Source organism: Streptomyces sp. NPDC059534, assembly GCF_042743475.1.
Classification (GTDB): Bacteria; Actinomycetota; Actinomycetes; order Streptomycetales; family Streptomycetaceae; genus Streptomyces.
In genome coordinates this window covers 178,751-200,472 of sequence record NZ_JBHWAQ010000004.1, presented here as the reverse complement: position 1 = coordinate 200,472, position 21,722 = coordinate 178,751, and the positions used below count along the sequence as shown (strand labels likewise).

The following is a 21,722-nucleotide window of genomic DNA, read 5'->3' as shown; positions in this document are numbered from 1 at the left end:
TCTAGCACGTCGAGCCGATTCCGGTGGGGGAATTGATCGCGGTGCACGAATAGGACTCCACGACATCTCCCCCGGGTCCGTACGCGGTCATGCCCACCTGGACGATCGTGGGAACAGCCGAGTGCGGGTCACCGTAGATGGGTACGACCGACATGAACAGTTTGTTGTCCCCGGTCAGGTGCTTCCAGCCGAAGCGTTCCACCTTGCTGGCCATCCTTCTATTTGCACTTCCGTGCAAAGCGACCAGGTTTCGGACATCCTGACCGGTGCCCTTGCCCCAGTAACCTATCAGGTGGCCTGCTTGCGGCTCCCCGCCTCCTGCCCGGATTTCCTCCATTCCCTCCGGATCGACGGACGGTTCGCATTCGGGGCACCTGGGCAGACCGCCCGCCCCGGTGCGCGACCTGCGGTCGTCCTTGGTGAGGAAGGCGTAGGCGCCGGTCGCCCTGCAGCCCTTCCTGCCCGTGTGATCGGTGTACTCCTCCAGCCCGCCGTAGTACCGGCCGCCGTCGATCAGCGGCATCGGGCTGCACGTCGGGTTGTTGGTGTCGGTCGTCCGCGGCGCGGGCCTGGGCTGCGGGCCCGGCGACGGCTGGGGAGTGGGACCGGGACGCGGTTCGTCGGACGAGTTGCTGGAGGTCGTGTCGTCGGCGGACGGCATCAGCATGCTGCCGAGGGCCGTCGACGCGTCCGCCAGGTTCTGCTGGCCCTGCGGGGTCGATGCGTACAGCGCCGCGCCGAGTGCCGCGGCGGCCCAGTAGATGGCCGGGATCGCGAAGACGAAGTGGCCGTCCAGCTCGACGAGGCTGGTGGGGTTGCCGCCGCTGAAGGCGTACCGGTTGCTGGTGTACGGGTCCGCGCCCAGGCTCATGTCGGACAGGGCGCCGTTGTACATGTCCCGGGTGGTGAAGCGGTTGAGCCCCGGGTCGTAGTCGCGGAAGCCCATGTCGTACGTGCCGGACTGGGCGTCCCAGCGCTTGGCGTTGAAGCGGTAGGGGTTGTACTCCTCCTTGTCCGGCTGGCCGGCCTCGGGCTTGTCGATGCCGGTGAACTCGGTGGCGTCGTTGTTGCCGTAGGCGGTGTAGCCGTAGGTGGCCTTGGTGTCGCCGTTCCTGTCGGTCAGGGTCTCGACGTCGGTGTGGCTGTTGTAGCCGTAGTAGCCGTCCTCGGTCGAGCCGTCCGTGTTGTGCTTGCTCTGCGACAGGCGCTCGCCCCACGGGCTGTACTGGAACGACTTGGTCAGCGCGCCGGCGACCTTCTCGTCGAGGACCTCGCCGGACAGGCCCAGGTACTCGAAGTCGGTCGTCTTGCCGTCCGCCGTCTTCGACGCGGTGCGGTCCAGCGGGTCGAAGACGTACGTCGTCGACTTCAGCGTGCCGCCGGCGTCCGCCTTCTGGGACTCCACGATGTGGTCGAAGCCGTCGTAGACGCTGCGCTCGATCACCTTGCCGCCCGAACCGACCGACTGCTGGCGGCCGAACGGGTCGTAGGTGTAGGAGGCGGTGACGCCCGACGTCGTCGCGGTCAGCAGCCTGTTCCGGTCGTACTGGAACGAGGTCGAGGCACCCTTGACGGTCTGGCTGACGACGTTGGAGTTGTCGTCGTGGACGTACGTCTCGGTGCCCGCGCCGTTGCCCGTCTTGACCGACGTGACGAGCCGGTCGGCCGGGTCGTACGCGAGGTCGGTCGTGGAGTCGAGGTACGCCGAGCGGTTGTCGGCGTTCATCTTCCTCGCGACGTCCTGCGACTTGTTGCCGTTGGCGTCGTAGGCGTAGGTGTGGGAGGCGACCAGCGTGGTGCCGTCCGCCTTCTTCTCCGTCGTCGTCTTCAGCGAGCCGTCGAGGAAGTAGGCGTAGTCGACGGTGTTGCCGTTGGCCTTGGTCTCCCTCAGCTTCTGGGCGCGGTCCGTGTACGTGTACGAGGTGACCTTGGGGTCGCCGTCCGTCGCGGACTTCCCGACGGACACCGTCTTGACCTTGTCCCGCAGGTCGTACGTGTACCGCGAGAACTGGCTCGGGTGGGTGACCGTGTCCGACTGCCCGTTGGCGTCGTACGTGTAGGACGTCGCCTTCTTCTCCACGCCGGCGAGCGACTCGGTCACCTTCTGGACCTGGTTGAGGCCCGTGTAGGTGACGGTGTAGCCGTCGACCTTCGCCCCGGAGGACGTGTCGTCGAGCGACGTCATGTTGCCGTTGACGTCGTAGGCGTAGCCGAAGGTCCGCTTCTCGGTGTCGGTCTCCGCGGAGTTGTCACGGACGAGCTTGACCCCGTCCGCGACCACGATGCCGGCGCTGTTCTGGTCCAGCTTCAGCCGGGTGTCCTCGCCCCGCTTGAGGGCGTAGGAGCCGAGAGCGACCCAGGTGCCGGTGCCGGCGTTCTGGTCCTTGGTGACGGCCGGTTCGGTGGTCGTGCCGTGGACGAGCGTGTACTTCGCGGTCGTGGCGGCACCCGTCACCTTGGGGTACCGCACGTACGCGGTGTACGTGCCGTCCTGGGGGATGTCGAGCGTCCACGTGAAGGCGTCGGTGCCCGCACCGGCCGCGTGGGTGCGGTGGTCGTAGCCCTGCTGCCCGGTGATGTTCCCGGTGGCCCAGGTACCCGTGGCGGCGACGTGCTGGGTGTCGGAGTTGTCGACCAGGGCCACCGACCTGCCGACCGGCACGCCGTCGTCGGAGCGGGCCTTGAGCTTGCCGTCCGGGTAGAACGACCACGTCATCGTGCGGTTGGAGGAGCCGCCCGCCGATGTCAGGGTCCTGGCCGTCTGCCGGCCCACGTCGTCGTAGTCGTAGGTGGCGGAGATGTCCCACGGGTCCGTGGAGCTCTTCGTCCAGCCGTTGTCGAAATAGGTGAACCGGGTGTCGTTGCGGACCGTCTGCCCCTCCGAGGGCGGCATCGAGGTCCTCGCGACCCGGCCCGCGGCGTCGTACACGGTCTCGGTGTAGACGTTCGGGTCGTTGTGGCGCGCGTCCGCCGGGTCGTACGGCTGGTACTGGCGGGTGGGCCGGTTCAGCGCGTCGTACTCGGTGCGGGCGGTGAACGCCGTGGTCGTGCCCGCCTCGACGGCACGCGGGGTGATCACCTTGGTGGTGTTGCCGACCTGGTCGTACTCGTACCGGGTCGTGCGGTAGGTGATCGGCGAGGTGCCGCTGCGCGGGACCCTGACCTCGGTCTGCTTGCCGCGCTCGTCGTAGGTGACGAGCGTGGTGTTGTTCTCGGCGTCCGTCGTGGAGACGACCAGGGAGTCCTTGTCGTAGGTCTTCCGGGTGGTCTTGCCGAGGGCGTCGGTGGCCGCGGTGACCCGGTGGTTCAGGTCGTAGGCGGACAGGGAGCTGTAGTCGGCGGGGTCGGCGGTGGCGTTCTTCTTCGGGTCGACGACCCTGGTGGTGTTGCCGGCGTCGTCGTACGCGTAACTGACCTTGTTCCCGTCCGCGTTGACGACCGAGGTGAGCTGGTAGATCTCGTTGTAGTTGTTGGTCGTGACGAAGTCCGTCGCGTCGGCGGTGGTCAGCGTCCCCTTCGGCTCGGTCGTCGTCCTGAGGTTGCCGACCTTGTCGTAGGTGTAGAGCGTCCGCCGCTCGTCCGACGTCGTGGTGTACTTCGGCGCGGTCGCCGAGGTGGTCTGGTCGGCCGCGTCGTACACCGCGGTGGACACCGCGCCGTTGGGTGCCGTCGACGTGGTGACGTTGTCGTTGGCGTCGTACACCGGGGCCGGGGCGGTGATCACGTCGCCCGTCGCCTGGTCCTTGGGCTCGGTCTTGACCAGCGGGCGCCCGTAGACGTCGTACGTCTGCGTGGTCTTCTTGCCCAGTGTGTCGGTGACCTCGGTGACCTGGCCGCGCTCGTCGTAGACGAACGTCGCCGACTTGTTCAGCGCGTCCGTCATCGTCGTCGGGAAGCCCGCGGGCCCGAAGCCGCTGTTCGTGTCCGCGTTGCCGTTGGCGTCCGTCGCCCGGGTCAGCTGGCCGTAGGCGTCGTACTCGTACGACGTGGTGTAGTCACCCGCCGCCGGGGTGGCGACGCCCTTGGGGTCGGTGACCGTCTTCAGGTTGCCGAAGGTGTCGTAGCCGAACTGCCACTTCCGGCCCTCGGGCGAGGTCTTGGTGAAGAGGTCGGTCGCGTAGCCGTCGGCACGGGTCTGGTAGGCGTACCGGGTGGAGTTCGCCGGGTAGACGCCCGGGGCGCACTCGCTCTGGGCCGGCACGCCCGCCTTGTTGTTCTCCGCGTCGCGCTTCCAGAGCGGGTTGCCCGTCTTCTGGTCGTAGCAGTACGCGGTCCTGGCGCCGTTGTTCTCCTCCATGTACGTGACGTTGTTGTCGGCGTCCCACGCCAGCTTCATCGTCTGCGACACGGCGTTCGTCGTCTGCACGGCGCGGCCGAAGTCGTCGGTCACGTAGTCGCCGGCACGCGACTCGGCGTCGGTGACCTTCGTGTCGGTGAACTTGGTGTTGCCGGTGTCCACCGCGTACGTGAAGCCGGTGGCGCCCTGGAGACGGTCGGTGATCGTCTTCGTCCACCAGTGGTACTTCGGGTCGTCGCCGGTCCGCGGGAAGTTGTACGCCAGGGCCGTGGCGTTGCCTCGCGGGTCGGTGATCCCGACGAGCTTGACGTTCTTGTTGCCCTGGGTGGCGTCGTACTCGAAGCCGAAGACCTTCGGCTGGGCGGCGCCGGCACCGTCGGTGAGCTTGGTGAGCAGGCCCTTGTCGGAGTACTCGAAGGCGACCTTGCGGCCCGAGATGTCGGTCATCGACTTGACGTGGTCGATGATCTTCGGGTTGTTGACGTCGGACTTGGAGTAGTAGTCGACCGTCAGCGACTGGCGGCCGACGGGGTCGGTGATGTACCGGAGGAACTTGGTCGGCTTGTTGTTCGACTTCCGTTCCTCGTAGGTGTACGTCTGGGTGTTTCCGTTCTTCTCGACGATCGACGTCATGTAGCCGTCGCAGCCGAAGACGAACCGGGTCCCGTCGGGACGGGTCATCGTCCAGGCGTCGGGGACCGGGTCCTTGAGCGGGGTGCAGTCCAGACCGGGCTTGGCCGACAGCTTGTAGTGGACGCCCGCCGGGGCCTTCCAGGAGCCGTCGGGCTGCTCACGGAAGACATGCGTGGTGCCGTCGCCGTCCGGGAGCCTGATCTCGGTCGGGTGCGGCTTGGGGTGGAACTCCAGCGGCGCGCCGAGCCGGATCGGTCCGGCGGCCTGGAAGGACCAGCCGGGGCCGGAGACGGTGTCGGAGGTGTCGAGGCTGTTGTACGCGAACCGGGCGAAGGTGGTGACACCGCGGCCGGGGTTGGTGAACGCGTTGTACTGCCAGACGGTGTTGCCCGACGCGAGGTTGTTCATGACGTTCGAGCCGGCACCGGTGTTCTTGCCGGTGTAGACGTAGAACTTCTCCATGCCGAGCTGGTTGGAGGTCGGGTCCTCCACCGCCACGTTCTGCTTCAGGCCGGGGATGCCCGCGGTGCCCGAGGCCCAGGTGCCGGCCGTCTTGTCGTAGACGTCCCAGGTCAGGACGTAGTCGGTGCGCTTGTTGCCGTTGTCCGAGTTGACCGGCGTCTTCACGAGCGCCTGCAGCGAGACGCTGTCACCGGGGGAGACGTTCGACGGCAGCGCCGTCCGCACCTGGTTGCCGCCGGTGGTGACGTCCGTGCCGTCCGGCAGGGCCCACCTGTACGTGAGGACGTGATCGGCCGATGTCCAGGCGGCCGCGGTGGTGTTGGTGAGGGTGAAGTCGACCGTGTAGTCGGTGTTCGGGGTCATGCGCGCGGGAGTCTGCGGCGCGTAGTAGGTCGACTCGGTGGTGGAGTCGACGTACGAGACGACGATCCTCGGGTGGAGCCGCGGCTCCGCGCCCTCGGACGACAGGAACAGCGTCCGCTCCTGCGCGGCGGCCTCGTCCGCCATCCTGAGGACCACGCCCCGCTGGGAGGCCGGGGTGGTCACCCAGGACTGCGCGAGCGAGGTCACGTTCCAGTCGTGACGGGCCGGGTCGTTGGTCTTCGCCCCGGTGTCGGCCGCCACCGCGCCGAAGTCGCCACCCGGGGTCGTCCAGTTCGCGGTCGCGTCGGCCTTCACCCAGGTCGCCGCGGCCTCGTCGAAGTCGCGGGTCAGCGGCCGCAGTTCGTAGACCGCGCCCGTCGTGTCCTGGGCGGTCTGCGTGCTCCACAGCCGTACGTTGGCGTCCAGCACCCGGGCCGTGGCGGGGATGCCGAGGGCCGGGAACTTCAGCAGGGCGCGGGTGTCGCCGTAGGTCGCGGAGTTGTTGCCGACGCTCAGCCAGTTCTTCGGGCCGCCGTCGTCGATGGTGTCGTGCGTGAGCGTCGTGCGGGCCGAGGACAGCGTGGTGTCCTGGGTCGCGGTCAGCACCTTGGTCGTGCGGCCCGCCTTCGGCAGCCGTACGAGCTGCGTCGGGGCGGCGACGACCTGCCCGTCCTTCGTCTTGACCGCGACCATGTAGTAGTACGCGCGGCCGAACGGGTCGGGGTCGTCCGCCTTCGTCGGCGTGGCGGAGGTGTCCGTGAACGACGTCGTGCCGGGCGCGACGGGGGAGACCAGCGTCGCGGCCGACGGCGTGAACGTCTGGCCGACCGAGCGGTGGACCTGGTACTCGACGAGGTCGTCGCCGGTGCCGATCGGGTCCCGGTCCTGGTAGGCCGACCAGGACAGCTCCGCGCCCGTGTCGTGGATCGTGGTCGGGGCGGCGAGGTCGACGCCCTGCCGGCCGAAGGTCAGCACCAGACGCGGGTAGTTGGCCGTCTCGCCGCCGTACCCGAACTCGCTGCCCTCGTAGCGCGGACCGCCCTTGGGGCCGCTCGCGCTCTCGTCGCCGGCCTTGATCACGAAGCCGTTGTTGGTGTTGGTGCCGTCGATCCAGGACTGGACGGTCCTGGTCACCGGGAAGGTGTGCCAGGTGTTCAGCTCGCCCGCCGGCTTGGTGACCACGCCGCCCTTGGTGAACCGGACCGCGTCCGCGATCACCGAGGTCGCGGTCGACGCCGGACCGTCGCCGAGGACGACCTTGCCCAGGGTGCCCGCCTTGAACGGGTGGGAGCCGAGGGTCTTCCAGACACCGGCCGTGCCGGCCTGCTGGTCGACCGTGTACGCCTTCGTCCCACCGTCGTACGTGACGGTGTACGGCGTGTTCGTGGCGCGGTCCGAGGCGGGGACGTAGTGCGTCTCGACCTGGTAGGTGCCGTCCTCCGGAAGGCTCGGCTGCCAGGTGTAGGTGTCACCGGCGGCCGCGTCCTTGTTGTACAGGTAGTCCTGGTTGACGGCGTACTGGGTGTACGCGGTGTTCCCGGAGGCGGGCCAGGCGCCGACCGCGGCCGTCCTCCCGGCGTCGCCGTCGTCGACCACGACCGACGTGCCCGACAGCTCACCGGTGATCGCGTTGGCGTTGTTCCAGGTGGCCTGGGCCTCGGTCCACGGCTGGGTGGCGCGGTGCGCCTCCAGCTGGACCTCGGTGTCGCCGGTGGTGTGCGTCTGGTCGAAGTACAGCTTCAGGTCGGCCGAGTCCAGCCTGGTGCCGGCCGGGACGCTGCCGACCGGGAACCGCAGCAGGGCGCGGGACGCGCCGGTGCTGGTGTTGCCGACCGACAGGCGCCAGTTGTCGTCGTAGTTGGTCGCCGGACCGTCCGACGAGATCATCACGTCCTGCGCCGTGGTCGGCGTCGGGGCGATCGAGATCGTCGGGTCGATCGTGACCGGGTACGTCCGCTCGGGCGCGGCCAGCCACTTCGCGTCCGGCGTGACCGTCAGCTTCCAGCCCTTGCCGGCCCGGGTCAGCTCCTGGCGGACGTTCCCGCTGTACGCCGCACCGTACGGGGCCCGGGCGTCCTTCCGGGCGTCCGTCATGAACGCCGCGGGAATCACCAGGACCGGATCGGCGCCCTCGCCGTGGAAGGAGACGGAGCCGTCCGCGCCCGACCGGGGCGTCAGCCCGCCGGCGTCCAGGGTGAAGGTGAAGGAGACCGGGCCCGCGGGCTTCCGGTCGAGGACGATGTTCTCCTTCACCCGGCCCGGACCGACCTCGTAGGACAGGTCCGCGCCGGCCACCGCGTCCTTGTAGGTGACCGTGTTGCCCGCGGCGACGGGGGTGAGCGCGCCCGCGCCCTCCAGGCCCAGCGTCACCGCGGGCCCGGTTCCGGCCTGGAAGCGGAGCAGCCGGCGGGCGTCCGCGCCGAACCAGCTGCCGGCGGCGTTCGTCGTGTTGGAGAACGCGTAGCCCTCGGCGCCGCTCCGGGTGACCGTCGGGTCGATGTCCCTCCAGGACGTCCCCGCCCGGTAGCCGGTCGGCACGGCCGACACCTCGGCCTGCACCCGGCCGTCGGAGAGCATCCAGTACCGGGCGTTCTCCGTGCGGCTGCGCGTCAGTTCCGCGAGGCGCTTCGCCTTCCCCGCCGCTTTGCCCGGCGGCAATTTCTCGCGGTCCGGCAGGACCGGAGTCCCGCCGGTCGGCCACTCCTGCGGCGTGGCCGGTTCGGCCTTGTCGTCGTCATCGGAGAACCAGCCCGAGAGAGCGCCGACGATACCCTCGTCACTCTCACCCGAAACCGGTGCCGCATAAGCGACTTGTGGCAGTGCGGTACCGGCCAAAGCCGATACCACGAGGCAGGCTATCGCCCGCCCGTATTTCAGTCTCACGCGAATTCCTTCCGTGGCGCAGTGGATCTGACCTCGACCTGAACGCCTCGGGGCATGCCAAAACAGGCCACCTCCCGTGTGTGGGAAGCGACCTCGCCTGAGGTGAGCGGATCATGGCGGGGGGATTGTTCATCACGGGACCGACACCCCGTCAAGTGCCCCGGCAATTGGGGCATTTCAAGGGGCGGGATGCGGAGCTTGAACATGCCATGCCGGACTTGTCGGCCGCCTGGCATTCAGGGAATCCGATGGTGTATAACCCGGGTCGAATTCCCGTCGACCGAAAGCGCGGCCATGTCAACGAAGGAAGTACCGGAAGAACCGGCAGGGCCGGAAGACCCCAAAGGGCCGGAAAGCGAAGGGATTTCCCCGGCCGCCGGCGGGGACGCCGCGGGCCGTCGCGGCCCCCGCCGCCGTGGCCTCGCCGTCGCGGCGGCACTGCTGCTCGCCTGCGGCGCGGCCGCCGCCGCCCTCGCGTACGGCACCTCCGGCCCAGACGGCGGTCCGGCGCCTCGGCACGGCGCGCCGGCAGGCGCCGCGGCCCCCGTCGACGTCACCTACGAGGTGCTCGGCGAAGGCACCGCCGACATCTCCTACCGCGGCCCCGGAGCCGACGGGACGGCCGTGGTCACGGGCGCTCCGCTCCCGTGGCGGAAGACCGTGAGCGTCCCGGCCGGCGCCGCTCCTGCCGTCCGTGTCACTCTCGGGGAGAAGGGCGGCACGGCGAGCTGCACCCTCGCCGTCCACGGCCGCCACGTGCAGCGCGCCACCGCGACCGGCGCCTTCGGCCGTACGACGTGCGGGGGCGAGGTCCCCGCCCGGGACGCCACCGCCGCCGCACCTGAGGGCCCTGCGGGCACCGCACCGGACGCACCGGACACCGCACCGGACGCCACCGCGGCCGCCGGGAACGGCTCGTGATCCGCTGACGGGACGTCATCTCCCTTGACGCCCCTGTCCCCTGGGACAAGACTCCGCACGGTCAAGAACCCCACGCCCGCACGGCCTCGTTCCCGTCCCCGAACGAAGGGTTCCGTCCATGACCGCAACAGCACCCTCCGGAAGTCCCGACGTCGCGGAGGTCCGCGACGACCGTGCCGAGCTCGCGCCCGGCACCACCCCCGCCGACCCCCGCTTCGTCAACGACGACCTGCTGCCCGTCCCCGTGGCCGAACGCCGCTGGACCACCTACAACTTCGCGGCGCTCTGGGTCGGCATGGCCCACAACATCCCCTCCTGGATGCTCGCCTCCGGTCTGGTCGCCCTCGGCATGGACTGGAAGCAGGCCGTCCTCACCATCGCCCTCGCCAACGTCGTCGTCCTGTTCCCGATGCTGCTCACCGGCCACGCGGGACCCAAGTACGGCATCCCCTTCCCGGTCCTCGCCCGCGCCTCCTTCGGACTGCGCGGGGCCAACCTGCCCGCCCTCGTCCGCGCCGGGGTCGCCTGCGCCTGGTTCGGCATCCAGACCTGGATCGGCGGCCAGGGCGTCTTTGTCCTGCTCGACAAGGTCTTCGGCGGCGCCTGGGCCGAGGCGTCGCGGATCGGCGGCCGGCCCTGGACCCTGTGGCTCTGCTTCGTCCTCTTCTGGGCCCTCGAACTCGCCGTCATCTACCGGGGCATGGACGCCCTGCGCCGCTTCGAGAACTGGGCCGCGCCGTTCGTGATCGTCGGCGCGCTCGCCCTCCTCGTCTGGATCACGGTCAAGGCGGGCGGCCTCGGCCCGCTGCTCGACCAGCCCTCCCGGCTCGGCTGGGGCGCCGACTTCTGGCCCGTCTTCTTCCCCGCGCTGATGGGCATGATCGCCTTCTGGGCCACGCTCAGCCTGAACATCCCCGACTTCACCCGCTTCGGCGCCGGGCAGCGCGCCCAGGTCCTCGGGCAGACCCTGGGCCTGCCCACCACCATGACCCTGTTCGCACTGCTCTCGGTGCTCGTCACCTCCGGCTCGCAGGCCGTCTACGGGGCACCGGTCTGGGACCCGGTGGCGCTCGCCGCCAAGACCGACAACGTCTTCGGGCTCCTCTTCGCCCTCGTCACGGTCCTCGTCGCCACCCTGTCGGTGAACATCGCCGCCAACGTCGTGTCCCCGGCGTACGACCTCGCCCATCTGGCCCCGAAGCTGGTGAACTTCCGTACGGGCGCGCTGATCACCGGGGTCGTCGGCGTCGTCATCATGCCGTGGAAGCTCACCGCCACGCCCGAGCTGTACATCTTCACCTGGCTCGGCCTGGTCGGCGGTCTCCTCGGCACGGTCGCCGGCATCCTCATCGCCGACTACTGGCTCGTGCGCCGGACGGTCCTGGACCTCGAGGGGCTCTACCGCGCCGACGGCCCCTACTGGTACCGGGGCGGCTGGAACCCGGTGGCCGTCCTCGCCTTCGTGGTCGGTGGCGTCCTGGCCGTCGGCGGCTCCCACTCGGCCCCCGGCACCGGACCGTTCCCCGAGGACGGCCTGATCCCGTTCCTCAAGCCCCTCGCCGATTACGGCTGGGCCGTCGGTCTCGCGGCCGCCCTCCTCCTCTACACCGTCCTCATGAGGCGTGGGGGAGCCTCCCGACCGTCCGTTCGATCCAGCTGAGGTACGACGCGACGCGCGTGTTCACCGCGGGGGCGTCGGTGGCGCACCCCCTCCCGTACGACACCAGGGCGACCAGGTACGGCCGGCCGCCCTCCCGGTGGACGAGCGGGCCGCCGGAGTCGAACTGACAGGTGTCCCGCCCGGGGGCGTAGGTGCAGATCTGGGCGGACGTCACCCGGCTCATCCCGCGGTGCACGCACGTCGTGTTGCTCATCGTGTCGAGGACCACGGTCCGCAGGACGTCGGAGGTGCGGCCGCCGAACGAGGTGGTGCCCCAGCCCGGCGCCTCCACCCGCGTGTGGTCGAACGCGGTGGGAGGGAAGGAGACGGGCAGCCCGACGGGGCTCACGGCCCGGCGGTACGCGACCGGCTCCGCGAGCCGGATCAGCGCGATGTCGTTCACCTGGGTCCCGGGGTCGTAGCCCGGGTGCACGGAGAAGCGGGCGGGGGCCGCGAGCACGGCGTCCGGGCTGTCCGCCTCCGACGTCAGGTCGTGGTCGCCGAGGAGGACGCCCACGCGCGTGGTGCTGCTGTACGAGCCCGTCACGCAGTGCGCCGCGGTGAGCACGTACCGCTCGGTGATCAGCGCCCCGCCGCACATCACCCACCGCTCCTCCAGGTCCACGAGTCCCGCCATGTACGGGTACTGGTGCGGCTGCGCCTCCTGCCCGCCCACGATCCCGTGCGCCGGCACGGGCCCGAGCGGACAGACGGCCGCGACCGCCCCCGCCACCGCCGCCGTGATCTTCCTCGCCCATCCCATGAAGTCTCCGAACCGTCGACCGCGTCGTCCCGGGCCGTCCGGGATGCGGAGACGTTTCCTCTGCCCGTCCACGCGGCCGGCCCGGCCCATCGGGTCGTCAACGATCAAGGCGGTACCGGGTCACGGACCGTTGACGACGACCCGGGCCCCCGGGCGGCGTCGGCCCCCGCGGACGTACGGTGACCCGGGCCGGGCGACGGCCCCGTACCGAGGATGAAAGGGTCCGATCCCATGAGTCAGCGTCAGCGCGCACTGCCCTACGACACCGCGGAGGCGACGTCGGCCTTCGGGCTCGGGCTCCACCACGTACAGCTCTCCCTGCCGCCGGGCGAGGAGGAGGCGTGCCGCCGGTTCTACGTCGACGTGCTGGGCATGACGGAGATCGAGAAGCCCCCGGTGCTCGCGGCCCGCGGCGGCCTGTGGGTACGCCTCGACGCCCTGGAGATCCACCTCGGCGTCGAGGAGGACTTCCGGCCGGCCCGCAAGGGACACCCCGGGATCCTGGTCGCCGACCTCGACGGCCTGGCGGAGCGGCTGACCGCGCTGGGGGCCAAGGTGACCTGGGACGACAACTTCCCCGGCCACCGGCGCTTCTACACCACCGACTGCCACGAGAACCGTCTGGAGTTCCTCTGCCCCGAGCGGTGAACCCGGCCGGCGGGTGTTCCCCGGGGGAACGGCGGGTGACGTGCGCGCCGTACCGGTTGTCAGCGCCGCGTGCTTAGCTGGGAGACATGATCGGAGACTTCCTTGAGCACGTCCTCGACGGTGGTACGGGCGAGGTGGAGGAGGCGGTCCGCAAAGCGGCCGCCGCCGAGATCATGCCGCGTTTCCGGCAGCTCGCCGTCGAGGAGATCGTCGAGAAGAACGGGCCGCACGACCTGGTCACCGTCGCGGACCGGGAGGCCGAGGCCCATCTCACCGCCTCCCTGACCGCCCTCCTGCCCGGCTCCGTCGTCGTCGGCGAGGAGGCCGTCCACGCCGACCCCGCCGTCTACGAGGCGCTGCGCGGCGACGCCCCGGTCTGGATCGTCGACCCCGTCGACGGCACCCGCCAGTTCGTCCACGGCGACCCCGCCTTCTGCACCCTCGTCGCGCTCGCCCACCACGGCGAGGTACTGGCCTCCTGGACCTTCGCCCCCGCCCTGGACGAGCTCGCCGTCGCCGTGCGCGGCCGGGGCGCCACCCTCGGTGGACGGCCCCTGCGCTCCGGCTCGCCCGCCCCCGGCGCGGTCCTGGAGGTCGCCACCTCGCACCCCGACTACACCACCCCCGACCAGAAGCGGGCCCTGCTCGGCCTCCGTACCGAGGGGGTGCGCCCCCGCCCCTGCGGCTCGGCCGGACTCGAGTACCTCGCCGTGGCGCGCGGAGCCCTCGACGCCACCGCCTTCAACTGGGAGTACGCCTGGGACCACGCGGCCGGGCTCCTCCTGGTCACCGAGGCCGGCGGCACCGACACGACGGTCGCGGGGGAGCCGTTCCGGATCACCGGGGGCAACGCGCTGCCGTTCACGGCGGCCCGGGACGCGGCCACCGCGGAGCGGATCCGCGGACTCCTCGGGGGGCGGTGAGCCCGGCCGGGCCACCGGCCTATCCTGGGAGCCTTGGCCATCGGCTGACGAAGGAGTCCGAAGGTGACGAACGAGACGTCGATGCTCGATGCCGTCGTCGTGGGGGCGGGACCCAACGGACTGACCGCCGCCGTGGAGTTGGCCCGGCGCGGCTTCTCCGTGGCCGTGTTCGAGGCCGAGCCGACCGTGGGCGGCGGCGCGAGGACCGAGGAGCTGACCCTCCCCGGCTTCCGGCACGACCCCTGCTCCGCCGTACACCCCCTCGGAGCCGGCTCGCCGGTCTTCAAGACGATGCCGCTCGACCGGTACGGCCTGGAGTGGCTCCACCCCGAACTGCCCATGGCCCACCCCTGGGACGACGGCACCGCCGCCGTCCTCGCCCGGTCCGTCGCCGAGACCGCCGCCTCCTTCGGGCCGCGCGACGCCGGGGCGTACCGCCGGCTCGTCGCCCCCTTCGTCGGCAAGTGGGACACCCTGGCGCGGGACTTCATGCAGCTGCCGCTCACCGCGCTGCCCCGCGACCCGGTCACCCTCGCCCGCTTCGGCCTCGCCGGACTGCCGCCCTCCACCTGGCTGATGCGAAGGTTCCAGGACGAGAAGGCCCGCGCGCTCTTCGCCGGACTCGTCGGCCACGTCATCGCCCCGCTCGGCGGCTTCGCCACCGGAGCCGTCGGTCTCGTCTTCGCGCTCGCCGCGCACGCGGGCGGCTGGCCGATGCCCCGGGGCGGCTCGCAGTCGATCTCCGACGCCCTCACCGCCTACCTCAAGGACCTCGGCGGCGCCGTCCACACCGACTTCGAGGTCAAGCGCCTCGACGACCTGCCGCCGGCCCGTGCCTACGTCTTCGACACCTCGCCCACCGCCCTCGCCCGGATCGCCGGCTTCGGCGGCCACTACGACCACTACAAGTACGGCGCGAGCGTCTTCAAGATCGACTACGCCCTGGACGGCCCCGTGCCGTGGACCGCCGAGGAACCCCGGCGGGCCGGCACCGTCCAGATCGGCCCCACCGCCGGCGAGATCGACACCGCGCTGCGCGAGGCGTCCTCCGGCACCGCCCCCGACGCCCCCTTCCTCATCACCGCCCAGCCCAGCCTCGTCGACCCCTCGCGCGCCCCCGAGGGCAAGCACGTCTTCTGGGCCTACGGCCACGTGCCCAACGGCTGGCGGGGCGACCTCACCGAGGCGGTCGAGCGCCAGATCGAGCGCTTCGCCCCCGGCTTCCGCGACCGCGTCCTGGCCCGCGCCACCGCGGGACCGCCCGAACTCGCCGCCCGCAACGCCAACTACGTCGGCGGCGACATCGCCTGCGGCGCCGCCCGCGGCCTCCAGCTCCTGCTGCGCCCCACCCTCTCGCTGCGCCCCTACGCCACCCCGCATCCGGCGGTCTTCCTCTGCTCCTCCGCCACCCCGCCCGGCCCCGGCGTCCACGGCATGTCCGGCCACAACGCGGCGAAGGCGGTATGGCGGCGGCTGCGAAAATAGACTGCCCCCATGGCCAAGTACTTCGACGTCCACCCCGACAACCCCCAGCACCGCACGATCGCCGCGGTGGCCGACAGCATCCGGAACGGGGCGCTCGTCGCGTACCCCACCGACTCCTGCTACGCACTGGGCAGCCGGCTCGGCAGCCGTGACGGCATCAGCCGCATCCGGGCGATCCGCGATCTCGACGACCGGCACCACTTCACCCTGATGTGCCAGAACTTCGCCCAGCTGGGCCAGCTCGTGCACATCGACAACGACGTCTTCCGTGCGGTCAAGGCGGCGACCCCCGGGGCGTACACCTTCATCCTGCCCGCGACGAAGGAGGTGCCGCGCCAGCTCCTCCACCCGAAGAAGAAGACGGTCGGCGTGCGCATCCCCGACCACGTCGTCACCCAGGCCCTCCTCGCCGAACTCGGCGAGCCGCTCCTGTCCAGCACCCTCCTGCTGCCCGACGAGGCCGAGCCGCTGACCCAGGGCTGGGAGATCAAGGAACGGCTCGACCACCAGGTCGACGCCGTCCTCGATTCCGGCGAATGCGGAACCGAACCGACCACTGTCGTCGACTTCTCCAGTGGCGAGCCCGAGATCGTGCGCCGCGGGGCGGGAGACACCACGCGGTTCGAGTAGGACGGCGCGCCGACGGGCCGGGCCGCGTACCGGCATGTGATCCTGTGCCGTTCCGACTAGGCACCACAACGGGGGAGTTCCACCATGTCCAGGCGTCGTCTTCGCACATCCGCCCTGTCCGCCGCCGCGCTCGTGTGCGGCCTCGTCCTGACGGGCTGCTCCGGCGGCACGACCTCGGGCTCGGCGAGCGGCGGCTCGACCCCCGGCGCGACCTCGGCCCCGGCACCCTCCTCCTCGGACGGCGCCGGCGGCCCGTCGTCGGACGGCTCGTCGGCCTCCGGCGGCTCGTCCTCCTCGGGCGGTACGGCGTCCGGCGGCACGGCCTCCTCGGGCGGCTCGTCCCCCTCGGCCTCCTCGGGCGGTTCGGCCTCCGGCGGCACGGCGACCGAGTCCGGCGCCCCGGCGGCGGCCCGGCCCTGCCGCACCGCCGGACTCGGCTTCGCGATCGCGCCCGGCAGCGGCGCCCAGGCCGTCGGCGAACAGGGCGCGGTCGTCGTCCGGCTCACCAACAAGAGCGGCGCCCCCTGCACCCTGAAGGGCTACCCGGGCGTCGACCTCGTCGGCGACACCACCTGGTCGCTGCCCCGCCAGACGTCCCAGACGCCCCGACCCGTCACCCTGAAGCCCGGGGCCACGACGACCTTCACCCTCACCTACCAGTCGTACGAAGAGGGCTCCGGCGTCGAGCTCACCCCGAAGCGGATCGTCGTCACCCCGCCCGGCGAGACCCACTCGACCACGCTGACCTGGGACTTCTCCTCGGTGCTGCTCCAGGACGGAGCCACCCACCCCGGCACGTACGTCGGCCCCGTCGGCGGCAACTGACCCGGCCGCCCCGACCCCGGCGCCCGGGTCCGAGCGAGGGCGGACGACCATGTCGTTTTCTCGCCAGCCCGGGAGCCGTCCGTCCCCGATCCTGGACCCATGCACACCGACACCGAGCGCTGCGTGCGGGCCGTCCACTCGAAGGACGCCCGCTTCGACGGCGTGTTCTTCACCGCCGTCCGCACCACCCGGATCTACTGCCGGCCCAGCTGCCCCGTCGTCCCGCCCAAGCCCGAGAACATGGAGTTCCACCCCAGCGCGGCCTCCTGCCAGCGGGCCGGCTTCCGGGCCTGCAAGCGGTGCCGGCCCGACACGAGCCCCGGCTCGCCCGCGTGGAACGTCCGGGCCGACGCCGTCGCCCGCGCCATGCGGCTCATCCAGGACGGCGTCGTCGACCGGGAGGGCGTACCCGGGCTCGCCCGGCGCCTCGGCTGGTCGACCCGCCAGATCGAGCGCCAGCTGCTCGCGGAACTGGGCGCCGGGCCCCTGGCCCTGGCCCGCGCCCAGCGCGCACAGACCGCCCGCGTGCTCATCGAGACCACCCCCATGCCCCTGGGCGAGGCCGCCTTCGCCGCCGGCTTCTCCTCGATCCGCACCTTCAACGACACCATCCGCGAGGTCTTCGCCCTCACCCCCGGCGAACTCCGCGCCCGGGCGGCCCGCCGCTCCCCGGCCGGTTCACCCGCCACCCCCGGGGGGATCAGCCTCCGGCTGCCGTTCCGCGCGCCGCTGGAACCCTCCAACCTCTTCGGCCACCTCGCCGCGACCGCCGTCCCCGGCGTCGAGGAATGGCGCGCCGGCGCCTACCGCCGGACGCTGAGCCTGCCGTACGGGCACGGCATCGTCGCCCTCTCCCCGCGCGCCGACCACATCGCCTGCCGGCTCTCCCTCACCGACCCCCGCGACCTCGCCCACGCGATCAGCCGCTGCCGACGGCTCCTCGACCTCGACGCCGACCCCGTCGCCGTCGACGAGCGGCTGCGCGCCGACCCGCTGCTCGCGCCGCTGGTCGACGCGGCGCCCGGCCGCCGGGTACCCGGCAGCGTCGACCCCGCCGAGTTCGCCGTACGGGCCGTCCTCGGCCAGCAGGTCTCCACCGCCGCCGCCCGCACCCACGCCGCCCGGCTCGTCACCGCGCACGGGGTCCCGGTCGACGACCCCGAAGGCGGCCTCACCCACCTCTTCCCCGGCCCCGAGGCGCTCGCCGCCCTCGACCCCGAGACGCTCGCCCTGCCGCGCAGCCGCCGCACCACCCTCCTCACCCTGGCCCGGGCCCTCGCCGACGGCTCGCTCAGCCTCGGCCCCGCCGAGGACCGGGAGGAGGCCCGCGCCCGGCTGCTGGCCCTGCCCGGCTTCGGACCCTGGACCACCGAGATCATCGCCATGCGGGCCCTCGGCGACCCCGACGCCTTCCTCCCCGGCGACCTCGGAGTCCGCCGCGCCGCCGAGGGACTCGGCCTGCCCGGCACACCCGCCGCGCTCACCGACCGCGCCGCGCACTGGCGCCCGTGGCGTGCCTACGCCGTCCAGTACCTCTGGGCGACCGACGACCACCCCGTCAACCACCTGCCCAGCGAAGGACACTGAACCCCCATGGCCCCCACCGTCCGGCACACCGTCGTGGACAGCCCGTACGACCCGCTGACGCTCGTCGCCGTCGACGGCGTCCTCAGCCGCGTCCACATGACCGGCCAGCGCCACCGCCCGCCCGAGGACACCTTCGGCGAGCCCGACCCCCGCCCCTTCGACGAGGCCGTCCGCCAGCTCGACGCCTACTTCGCCGGTGAACTCACCACGTTCGAGCTGCCGTTGAACCTGATCGGCACCCCGTTCCAGCTGCGGGTCTGGGACCGGCTGCTCCGCATCCCGTACGGGGAGACCCGGACCTACGGCGAACTCGCCGAGGAACTGGGCAACCCCGGCGCCTCCCGGGCCGTCGGCCTGGCCAACGGCAAGAACCCCGTCAGCATCATCGTCCCCTGCCACCGGGTGATCGGCGCCGGCGGCGGGCTCACCGGCTACGGCGGCGGACTCGACCGCAAGCAGCGTCTCCTCGCCTTCGAATCCGGTGCGACGGAACCGGACGCCCTTTTCTGAACGAGGTGTTAGGTTCCCGCCATGGCCAAGGTGAACATCGCGCTCGACGCCGAACTCGTCGTGGAAGTCATGGTCCTGGCAGGCATCGGCAGCCCCCAGGACGCCGTCGAGGCCGTCGTCCGCGACTACATCGCCCGCGGCCACCGCACCGAGGCCCGGGCCGTCAGCCGGGACGAGCCGCACCGCACCGGCCGGATCGTCCCGCCCGAACCCCAGCAGGGCTGACCCCGGTGTCCGAGGCGTCCGACCGGCGCGCGCGCCTGCTGATCGGCGGATGCTTCTGGGTACTCGTCGGGTCCCTCGTCCTGGTCGTCGGCGCCCTGCTGCTCTTCTCCGCGGCGATGTCCTCCCTCCACCACCCGGTGGATCCCAAGCAGCCCGCCGCCGAACCGACCGCCTCCCCGCCCGTCACACGGCCGGCACGGCCAACCGCAGCGTCCGTTCCGCCAGTTCGCTGATCCGGACGCCGTCGAAACCGAACACCGCGCTGCGCACCCGGTCCCGCAGCGGCTCCGACCACTGCGGCGGAATCGCGGCGGCCCCGCACATCACCCCGGCCACCGAACCCGCCGTGGCGCCGTTCGAGTCCGTGTCGAGGCCACCGCGTACGGTCAGGGCGATCGTGCGGGTGAAGTCCCCCTCCCCGTAGAGGAGTCCGGCGGTGAGCACGGCCGCGTTCGGGACCGTGTGGATCCAGCCCAGCCCCGCCGTGCGCTCCGCGAGCTCGGAGAGCGCGGCGGACCAGCCCAGCCCCGACTCGTACAGGGCGATCGTCCCGCGGACCGTCCGGGCCAGCCGGCTGCTCGCCGGCACCCGCTCGAGCCCCGCCTCCAGTGCGGACCGGACATCCGGCGCCGTGAACGCCGCCGCGACGACGGCCGCCGCCCACATCGCCCCGTACACCCCGTTCCCGGTGTGCGACAGGACCGCGTCCCGTCGGGCCAGCGAGGCCGCCCGGACCGGATCGCCCGGACAGGTCCAGCCGTAGACGTCGGCCCGGATCAGCGCGCCGATCCACTCCTGGTACGGATTCTCGTACGTGGCCGTCAGCGGCGGCCGCAGCCCGTTCGCGAGGTTCCGGTAGGCGACCCGCTCGGCCGTGAACGTCTGCAGGTACGGCAGCCGCAGCAGCCACTCCTCGCCCAGCTGCTCCGTCGTGAAGCCGAAGCCGCGCGTCTCCAGGACGTGCAGCCCGAGCACCGACCAGTCCACGTCGTCGTCCCGGCAGCTGCCGTCGACCCCGCCCCGCACACACCGCGGCCACTCCGGCCGCAGCTCGAACCCGGTCGCGCCGGGCGGCGGCGGAGGCAGGTAGTCCGTCAGCGGCAGCGCGCCCGTCAGCCGCAGATACGCGTCGATGTGCTCCCGGGTCCAGTGGTCACCCCGCTCCACCGGCTTGCCGAGCATGTTCCCCGCGATCCGGCCCGTCCAGCCGCCCAGGATCCGGTCCGCGAGCTCCCGACGCGCGAGACCCATCTCAACTCCTTCAGCAGCGCGAAGCACAGCACCAGCATCACCACCACGAACGGCAGCGCCACCAGGATCCTCGCCGTCTGGAGCCACTTCAGCGCCGCCGACGACGCGCCGTCGAAGGAGTCCTCGCCCAGCGCCGCCCAGCCGACGACCGCCACCACGGCCACGACCCCGATCCCGATGACCTTGCCATCGGGATCGTGCCGCTCACGCGAGGCCCGTTCGATCGGTTCCGCACTCATGTGACCCCACTATGGTGCGGAATATCGCCTCATCAGGGGGTGGCACGCCGTCTGGCGGTACGGATAGGGTCAGGCTCGGCGCGACTGCACGTTCGAAAGCAAGGGATGCAAGGTGACGGACGGAGCAGCAACTCAGGTCGCTCACGTGCTCGTGGCGGCTGACAAGTTCAAGGGCTCGCTCACGGCCGTACAGGTCGCGGAGCGGGTCACAGCAGGACTGCGACGGGTCCTCCCCGGACTCACCGTGGAGACGCTCCCCGTCGCCGACGGCGGCGACGGCACCGTCGCGGCCGCCGTCGCGGCCGGATTCGACCGCCGCGACGTGCGCGTGACCGGACCGCTCGGCGAACAGGTCACCGCGGCGTTCGCGCTGCGCGGCACCACCGCCGTCGTCGAGATGGCGGAGGCATCCGGCCTCCAGCTCCTCCCGCGCGGCGTCTTCGCCCCGCTCACCGCGACCACGTACGGCTCCGGCGAACTACTCCGCGCGGCCCTCGACGCCGGCGCCACCACCGTCGTCTTCGGCGTCGGCGGCAGCGCCACCACCGACGGCGGCGCCGGCATGCTCGCCGCGCTCGGCGCCCGTTTCCTCGACGCGGCCGGCGAACCCGTCGGCCCCGGCGGCGCTCCCCTCGCCGACCTGGCCACCGCCGACCTCACCGGCCTCGACCCCCGCCTCGCCGACATCGACCTCATCCTCGCGAGCGACGTCGACAACCCGCTCACCGGACCCAAGGGCGCCCCCGCCGTCTACGGCCCCCAGAAGGGCGCCACCCCCGACGACGTCCGCACCCTCGACGCGGCCCTCGCCCACTTCGCCACCGTCCTGGAGAAGGCCATCGGCCCCAAGGCCGCCGAAGCCGCCGCCGCTCCCGGCGCCGGCGGCGCCGGCGGCATCGGCTACGGCGCCCTCATCCTCGGCGCGAGCTTCCGACCCGGCATCGAGCTCATGCTCGAAGTCCTCGGCTTCGCCCCCGCCCTGGAACGCGCCACCCTCGTCATCACCGGCGAAGGCTCCCTCGACGAGCAGACCCTCCACGGCAAGGCCCCCGCCGGCGTCGCCGCCGCCGCGCGCGCCGCCGGCAAGGAAGTCGTCGCCGTCTGCGGCCGCCTCGCCCTCCCGCCCGAGGCCCTCGGCGCCGCCGGCATCCGCCGCGCCTACCCCCTCACGGCCCTCGAGCCCGACACCGCCAAGTGCATCGCCAACGCCGGCCCCCTCCTCGAATCCACCGCCGCCGCCATCGCCCACGACTTCCTCTCCTAGCCGCGCCGATCGGCCCGGGCCCCGTCGAGGCCCCCCGCGAACGCGGCCGGGCCCTCCGCCGCGCGAATGCGGCCCCCCGGCCCCACCCCCGCTGCGGGTGCGGCCGGTCCGGGCCACCCCCCCCACGTTGTGGGCAACTGTTCCGCTGGGGCG

General features: G+C 71.9%; 15 protein-coding genes. 11 read left to right on the top strand and 4 right to left on the bottom strand.

The genetic code is table 11. The annotated features are described in order from the left end of the window. Position 1 precedes the first annotated feature (1 nt). Positions 2–8,413: a DNRLRE domain-containing protein gene (locus tag ACFVZH_RS06885; protein ID WP_384893995.1), complete on the bottom strand. Its 8,412-nt coding sequence runs from the start codon at positions 8,411–8,413 to the stop codon at positions 2–4. 519 nt (positions 8,414–8,932) lie between these two features. Between ACFVZH_RS06885 and ACFVZH_RS06880 the strand changes: the two genes are divergently transcribed. Beyond that, positions 8,933–9,559 carry a hypothetical protein gene (locus ACFVZH_RS06880; protein ID WP_384893993.1) on the top strand — a complete coding sequence of 209 codons (627 nt, stop codon included), beginning with the start codon at positions 8,933–8,935 and terminating at the stop codon, positions 9,557–9,559. 118 nt (positions 9,560–9,677) lie between these two features. After that, positions 9,678–11,219 (top strand): NCS1 family nucleobase:cation symporter-1, encoded by a 1,542-nt coding sequence (locus tag ACFVZH_RS06875; RefSeq protein WP_384893991.1) that lies wholly within the window; start codon positions 9,678–9,680, stop codon positions 11,217–11,219. Here ACFVZH_RS06875 and ACFVZH_RS06870 read toward each other — a convergent pair. Next, positions 11,173–11,982, bottom strand: coding sequence for a serine protease (locus ACFVZH_RS06870; protein ID WP_384893989.1), 810 nt, complete (start codon positions 11,980–11,982; stop codon positions 11,173–11,175). The genes ACFVZH_RS06875 and ACFVZH_RS06870 overlap by 47 nt on opposite strands. Positions 11,983–12,213: 231 nt before the next feature. Here ACFVZH_RS06870 and ACFVZH_RS06865 point away from each other — a divergent pair, with 231 nt between their 5' ends. The 8 genes from ACFVZH_RS06865 to ACFVZH_RS06830 all read left to right on the top strand — a co-directional run bounded on the left by ACFVZH_RS06865 (position 12,214) and on the right by ACFVZH_RS06830 (position 18,815). Further along, on the top strand, positions 12,214–12,630 hold the full coding sequence (locus tag ACFVZH_RS06865; protein WP_384893988.1) for a VOC family protein: 417 nt from the start codon (positions 12,214–12,216) through the stop codon (positions 12,628–12,630). 86 nt (positions 12,631–12,716) lie between these two features. Continuing rightward, entirely contained in the window at positions 12,717–13,553 is an 837-nt protein-coding gene (locus tag ACFVZH_RS06860) for an inositol monophosphatase family protein (protein ID WP_384893986.1), read from the top strand. A gap of 81 nt (positions 13,554–13,634) precedes the next feature. Then, positions 13,635–15,038: a phytoene desaturase family protein gene (locus tag ACFVZH_RS06855; protein WP_384894287.1), complete on the top strand. Its 1,404-nt coding sequence runs from the start codon at positions 13,635–13,637 to the stop codon at positions 15,036–15,038. Between the two features lie 9 nt (positions 15,039–15,047). Further along, positions 15,048–15,668, top strand: a complete 621-nt coding sequence (locus ACFVZH_RS06850) for an L-threonylcarbamoyladenylate synthase (protein ID WP_384893984.1) — start codon at positions 15,048–15,050, stop codon at positions 15,666–15,668. Positions 15,669–15,752: 84 nt separating this feature from the next. Beyond that, on the top strand, positions 15,753–16,493 hold the full coding sequence (locus ACFVZH_RS06845) for a DUF4232 domain-containing protein (RefSeq protein WP_384893982.1): 741 nt from the start codon (positions 15,753–15,755) through the stop codon (positions 16,491–16,493). Positions 16,494–16,592: 99 nt separating this feature from the next. Continuing rightward, entirely contained in the window at positions 16,593–18,080 is a 1,488-nt protein-coding gene (locus ACFVZH_RS06840; protein ID WP_384893980.1) for an AlkA N-terminal domain-containing protein, read from the top strand. A gap of 6 nt (positions 18,081–18,086) precedes the next feature. Next, positions 18,087–18,590 carry a methylated-DNA--[protein]-cysteine S-methyltransferase gene (locus ACFVZH_RS06835; RefSeq protein WP_384893978.1) on the top strand — a complete coding sequence of 168 codons (504 nt, stop codon included), beginning with the start codon at positions 18,087–18,089 and terminating at the stop codon, positions 18,588–18,590. A 21-nt stretch (positions 18,591–18,611) separates the two neighbouring features. Beyond that, positions 18,612–18,815 (top strand): type II toxin-antitoxin system VapB family antitoxin, encoded by a 204-nt coding sequence (locus ACFVZH_RS06830; RefSeq protein ID WP_384893976.1) that lies wholly within the window; start codon positions 18,612–18,614, stop codon positions 18,813–18,815. Between the two features lie 183 nt (positions 18,816–18,998). Here the strand turns inward: ACFVZH_RS06830 and ACFVZH_RS06825 are convergent, their stop codons facing one another. Then, the gene (locus ACFVZH_RS06825; protein WP_384894285.1) at positions 18,999–19,997 is read right to left on the bottom strand and encodes an ADP-ribosylglycohydrolase family protein; all 999 of its coding nucleotides are present in this window, start codon (positions 19,995–19,997) and stop codon (positions 18,999–19,001) included. Further along, positions 19,928–20,305: a hypothetical protein gene (locus ACFVZH_RS06820; RefSeq protein WP_384893974.1), complete on the bottom strand. Its 378-nt coding sequence runs from the start codon at positions 20,303–20,305 to the stop codon at positions 19,928–19,930. The genes ACFVZH_RS06825 and ACFVZH_RS06820 overlap by 70 nt, the downstream gene beginning before the upstream one ends. A 112-nt stretch (positions 20,306–20,417) precedes the next feature. Between ACFVZH_RS06820 and ACFVZH_RS06815 the strand changes: the two genes are divergently transcribed. Then, complete coding sequence (locus ACFVZH_RS06815; RefSeq protein WP_384893972.1) at positions 20,418–21,569, top strand: glycerate kinase; 1,152 nt, start codon at positions 20,418–20,420, stop codon at positions 21,567–21,569. Positions 21,570–21,722 lie beyond the last annotated feature (153 nt).

Bases quoted from the DNA above. Each gene is read 5' to 3' on its own strand.
- ACFVZH_RS06880 (WP_384893993.1), top strand. From the start codon at position 8,933: ATGTCAACGAAGGAAGTACCGGAAGAACCGGCAGGGCCGGAAGACCCC.
- ACFVZH_RS06875 (WP_384893991.1), top strand. From the start codon at position 9,678: ATGACCGCAACAGCACCCTCCGGAAGTCCCGACGTCGCGGAGGTCCGC.
- ACFVZH_RS06870 (WP_384893989.1), bottom strand. From the start codon at position 11,982: ATGGGATGGGCGAGGAAGATCACGGCGGCGGTGGCGGGGGCGGTCGCG.
- ACFVZH_RS06865 (WP_384893988.1), top strand. From the start codon at position 12,214: ATGAGTCAGCGTCAGCGCGCACTGCCCTACGACACCGCGGAGGCGACG.
- ACFVZH_RS06860 (WP_384893986.1), top strand. From the start codon at position 12,717: ATGATCGGAGACTTCCTTGAGCACGTCCTCGACGGTGGTACGGGCGAG.
- ACFVZH_RS06855 (WP_384894287.1), top strand. From the start codon at position 13,635: ATGCTCGATGCCGTCGTCGTGGGGGCGGGACCCAACGGACTGACCGCC.
- ACFVZH_RS06850 (WP_384893984.1), top strand. From the start codon at position 15,048: ATGGCCAAGTACTTCGACGTCCACCCCGACAACCCCCAGCACCGCACG.
- ACFVZH_RS06845 (WP_384893982.1), top strand. From the start codon at position 15,753: ATGTCCAGGCGTCGTCTTCGCACATCCGCCCTGTCCGCCGCCGCGCTC.
- ACFVZH_RS06840 (WP_384893980.1), top strand. From the start codon at position 16,593: ATGCACACCGACACCGAGCGCTGCGTGCGGGCCGTCCACTCGAAGGAC.
- ACFVZH_RS06835 (WP_384893978.1), top strand. From the start codon at position 18,087: ATGGCCCCCACCGTCCGGCACACCGTCGTGGACAGCCCGTACGACCCG.
- ACFVZH_RS06830 (WP_384893976.1), top strand. From the start codon at position 18,612: ATGGCCAAGGTGAACATCGCGCTCGACGCCGAACTCGTCGTGGAAGTC.
- ACFVZH_RS06825 (WP_384894285.1), bottom strand. From the start codon at position 19,997: ATGCTCGGCAAGCCGGTGGAGCGGGGTGACCACTGGACCCGGGAGCAC.
- ACFVZH_RS06820 (WP_384893974.1), bottom strand. From the start codon at position 20,305: ATGAGTGCGGAACCGATCGAACGGGCCTCGCGTGAGCGGCACGATCCC.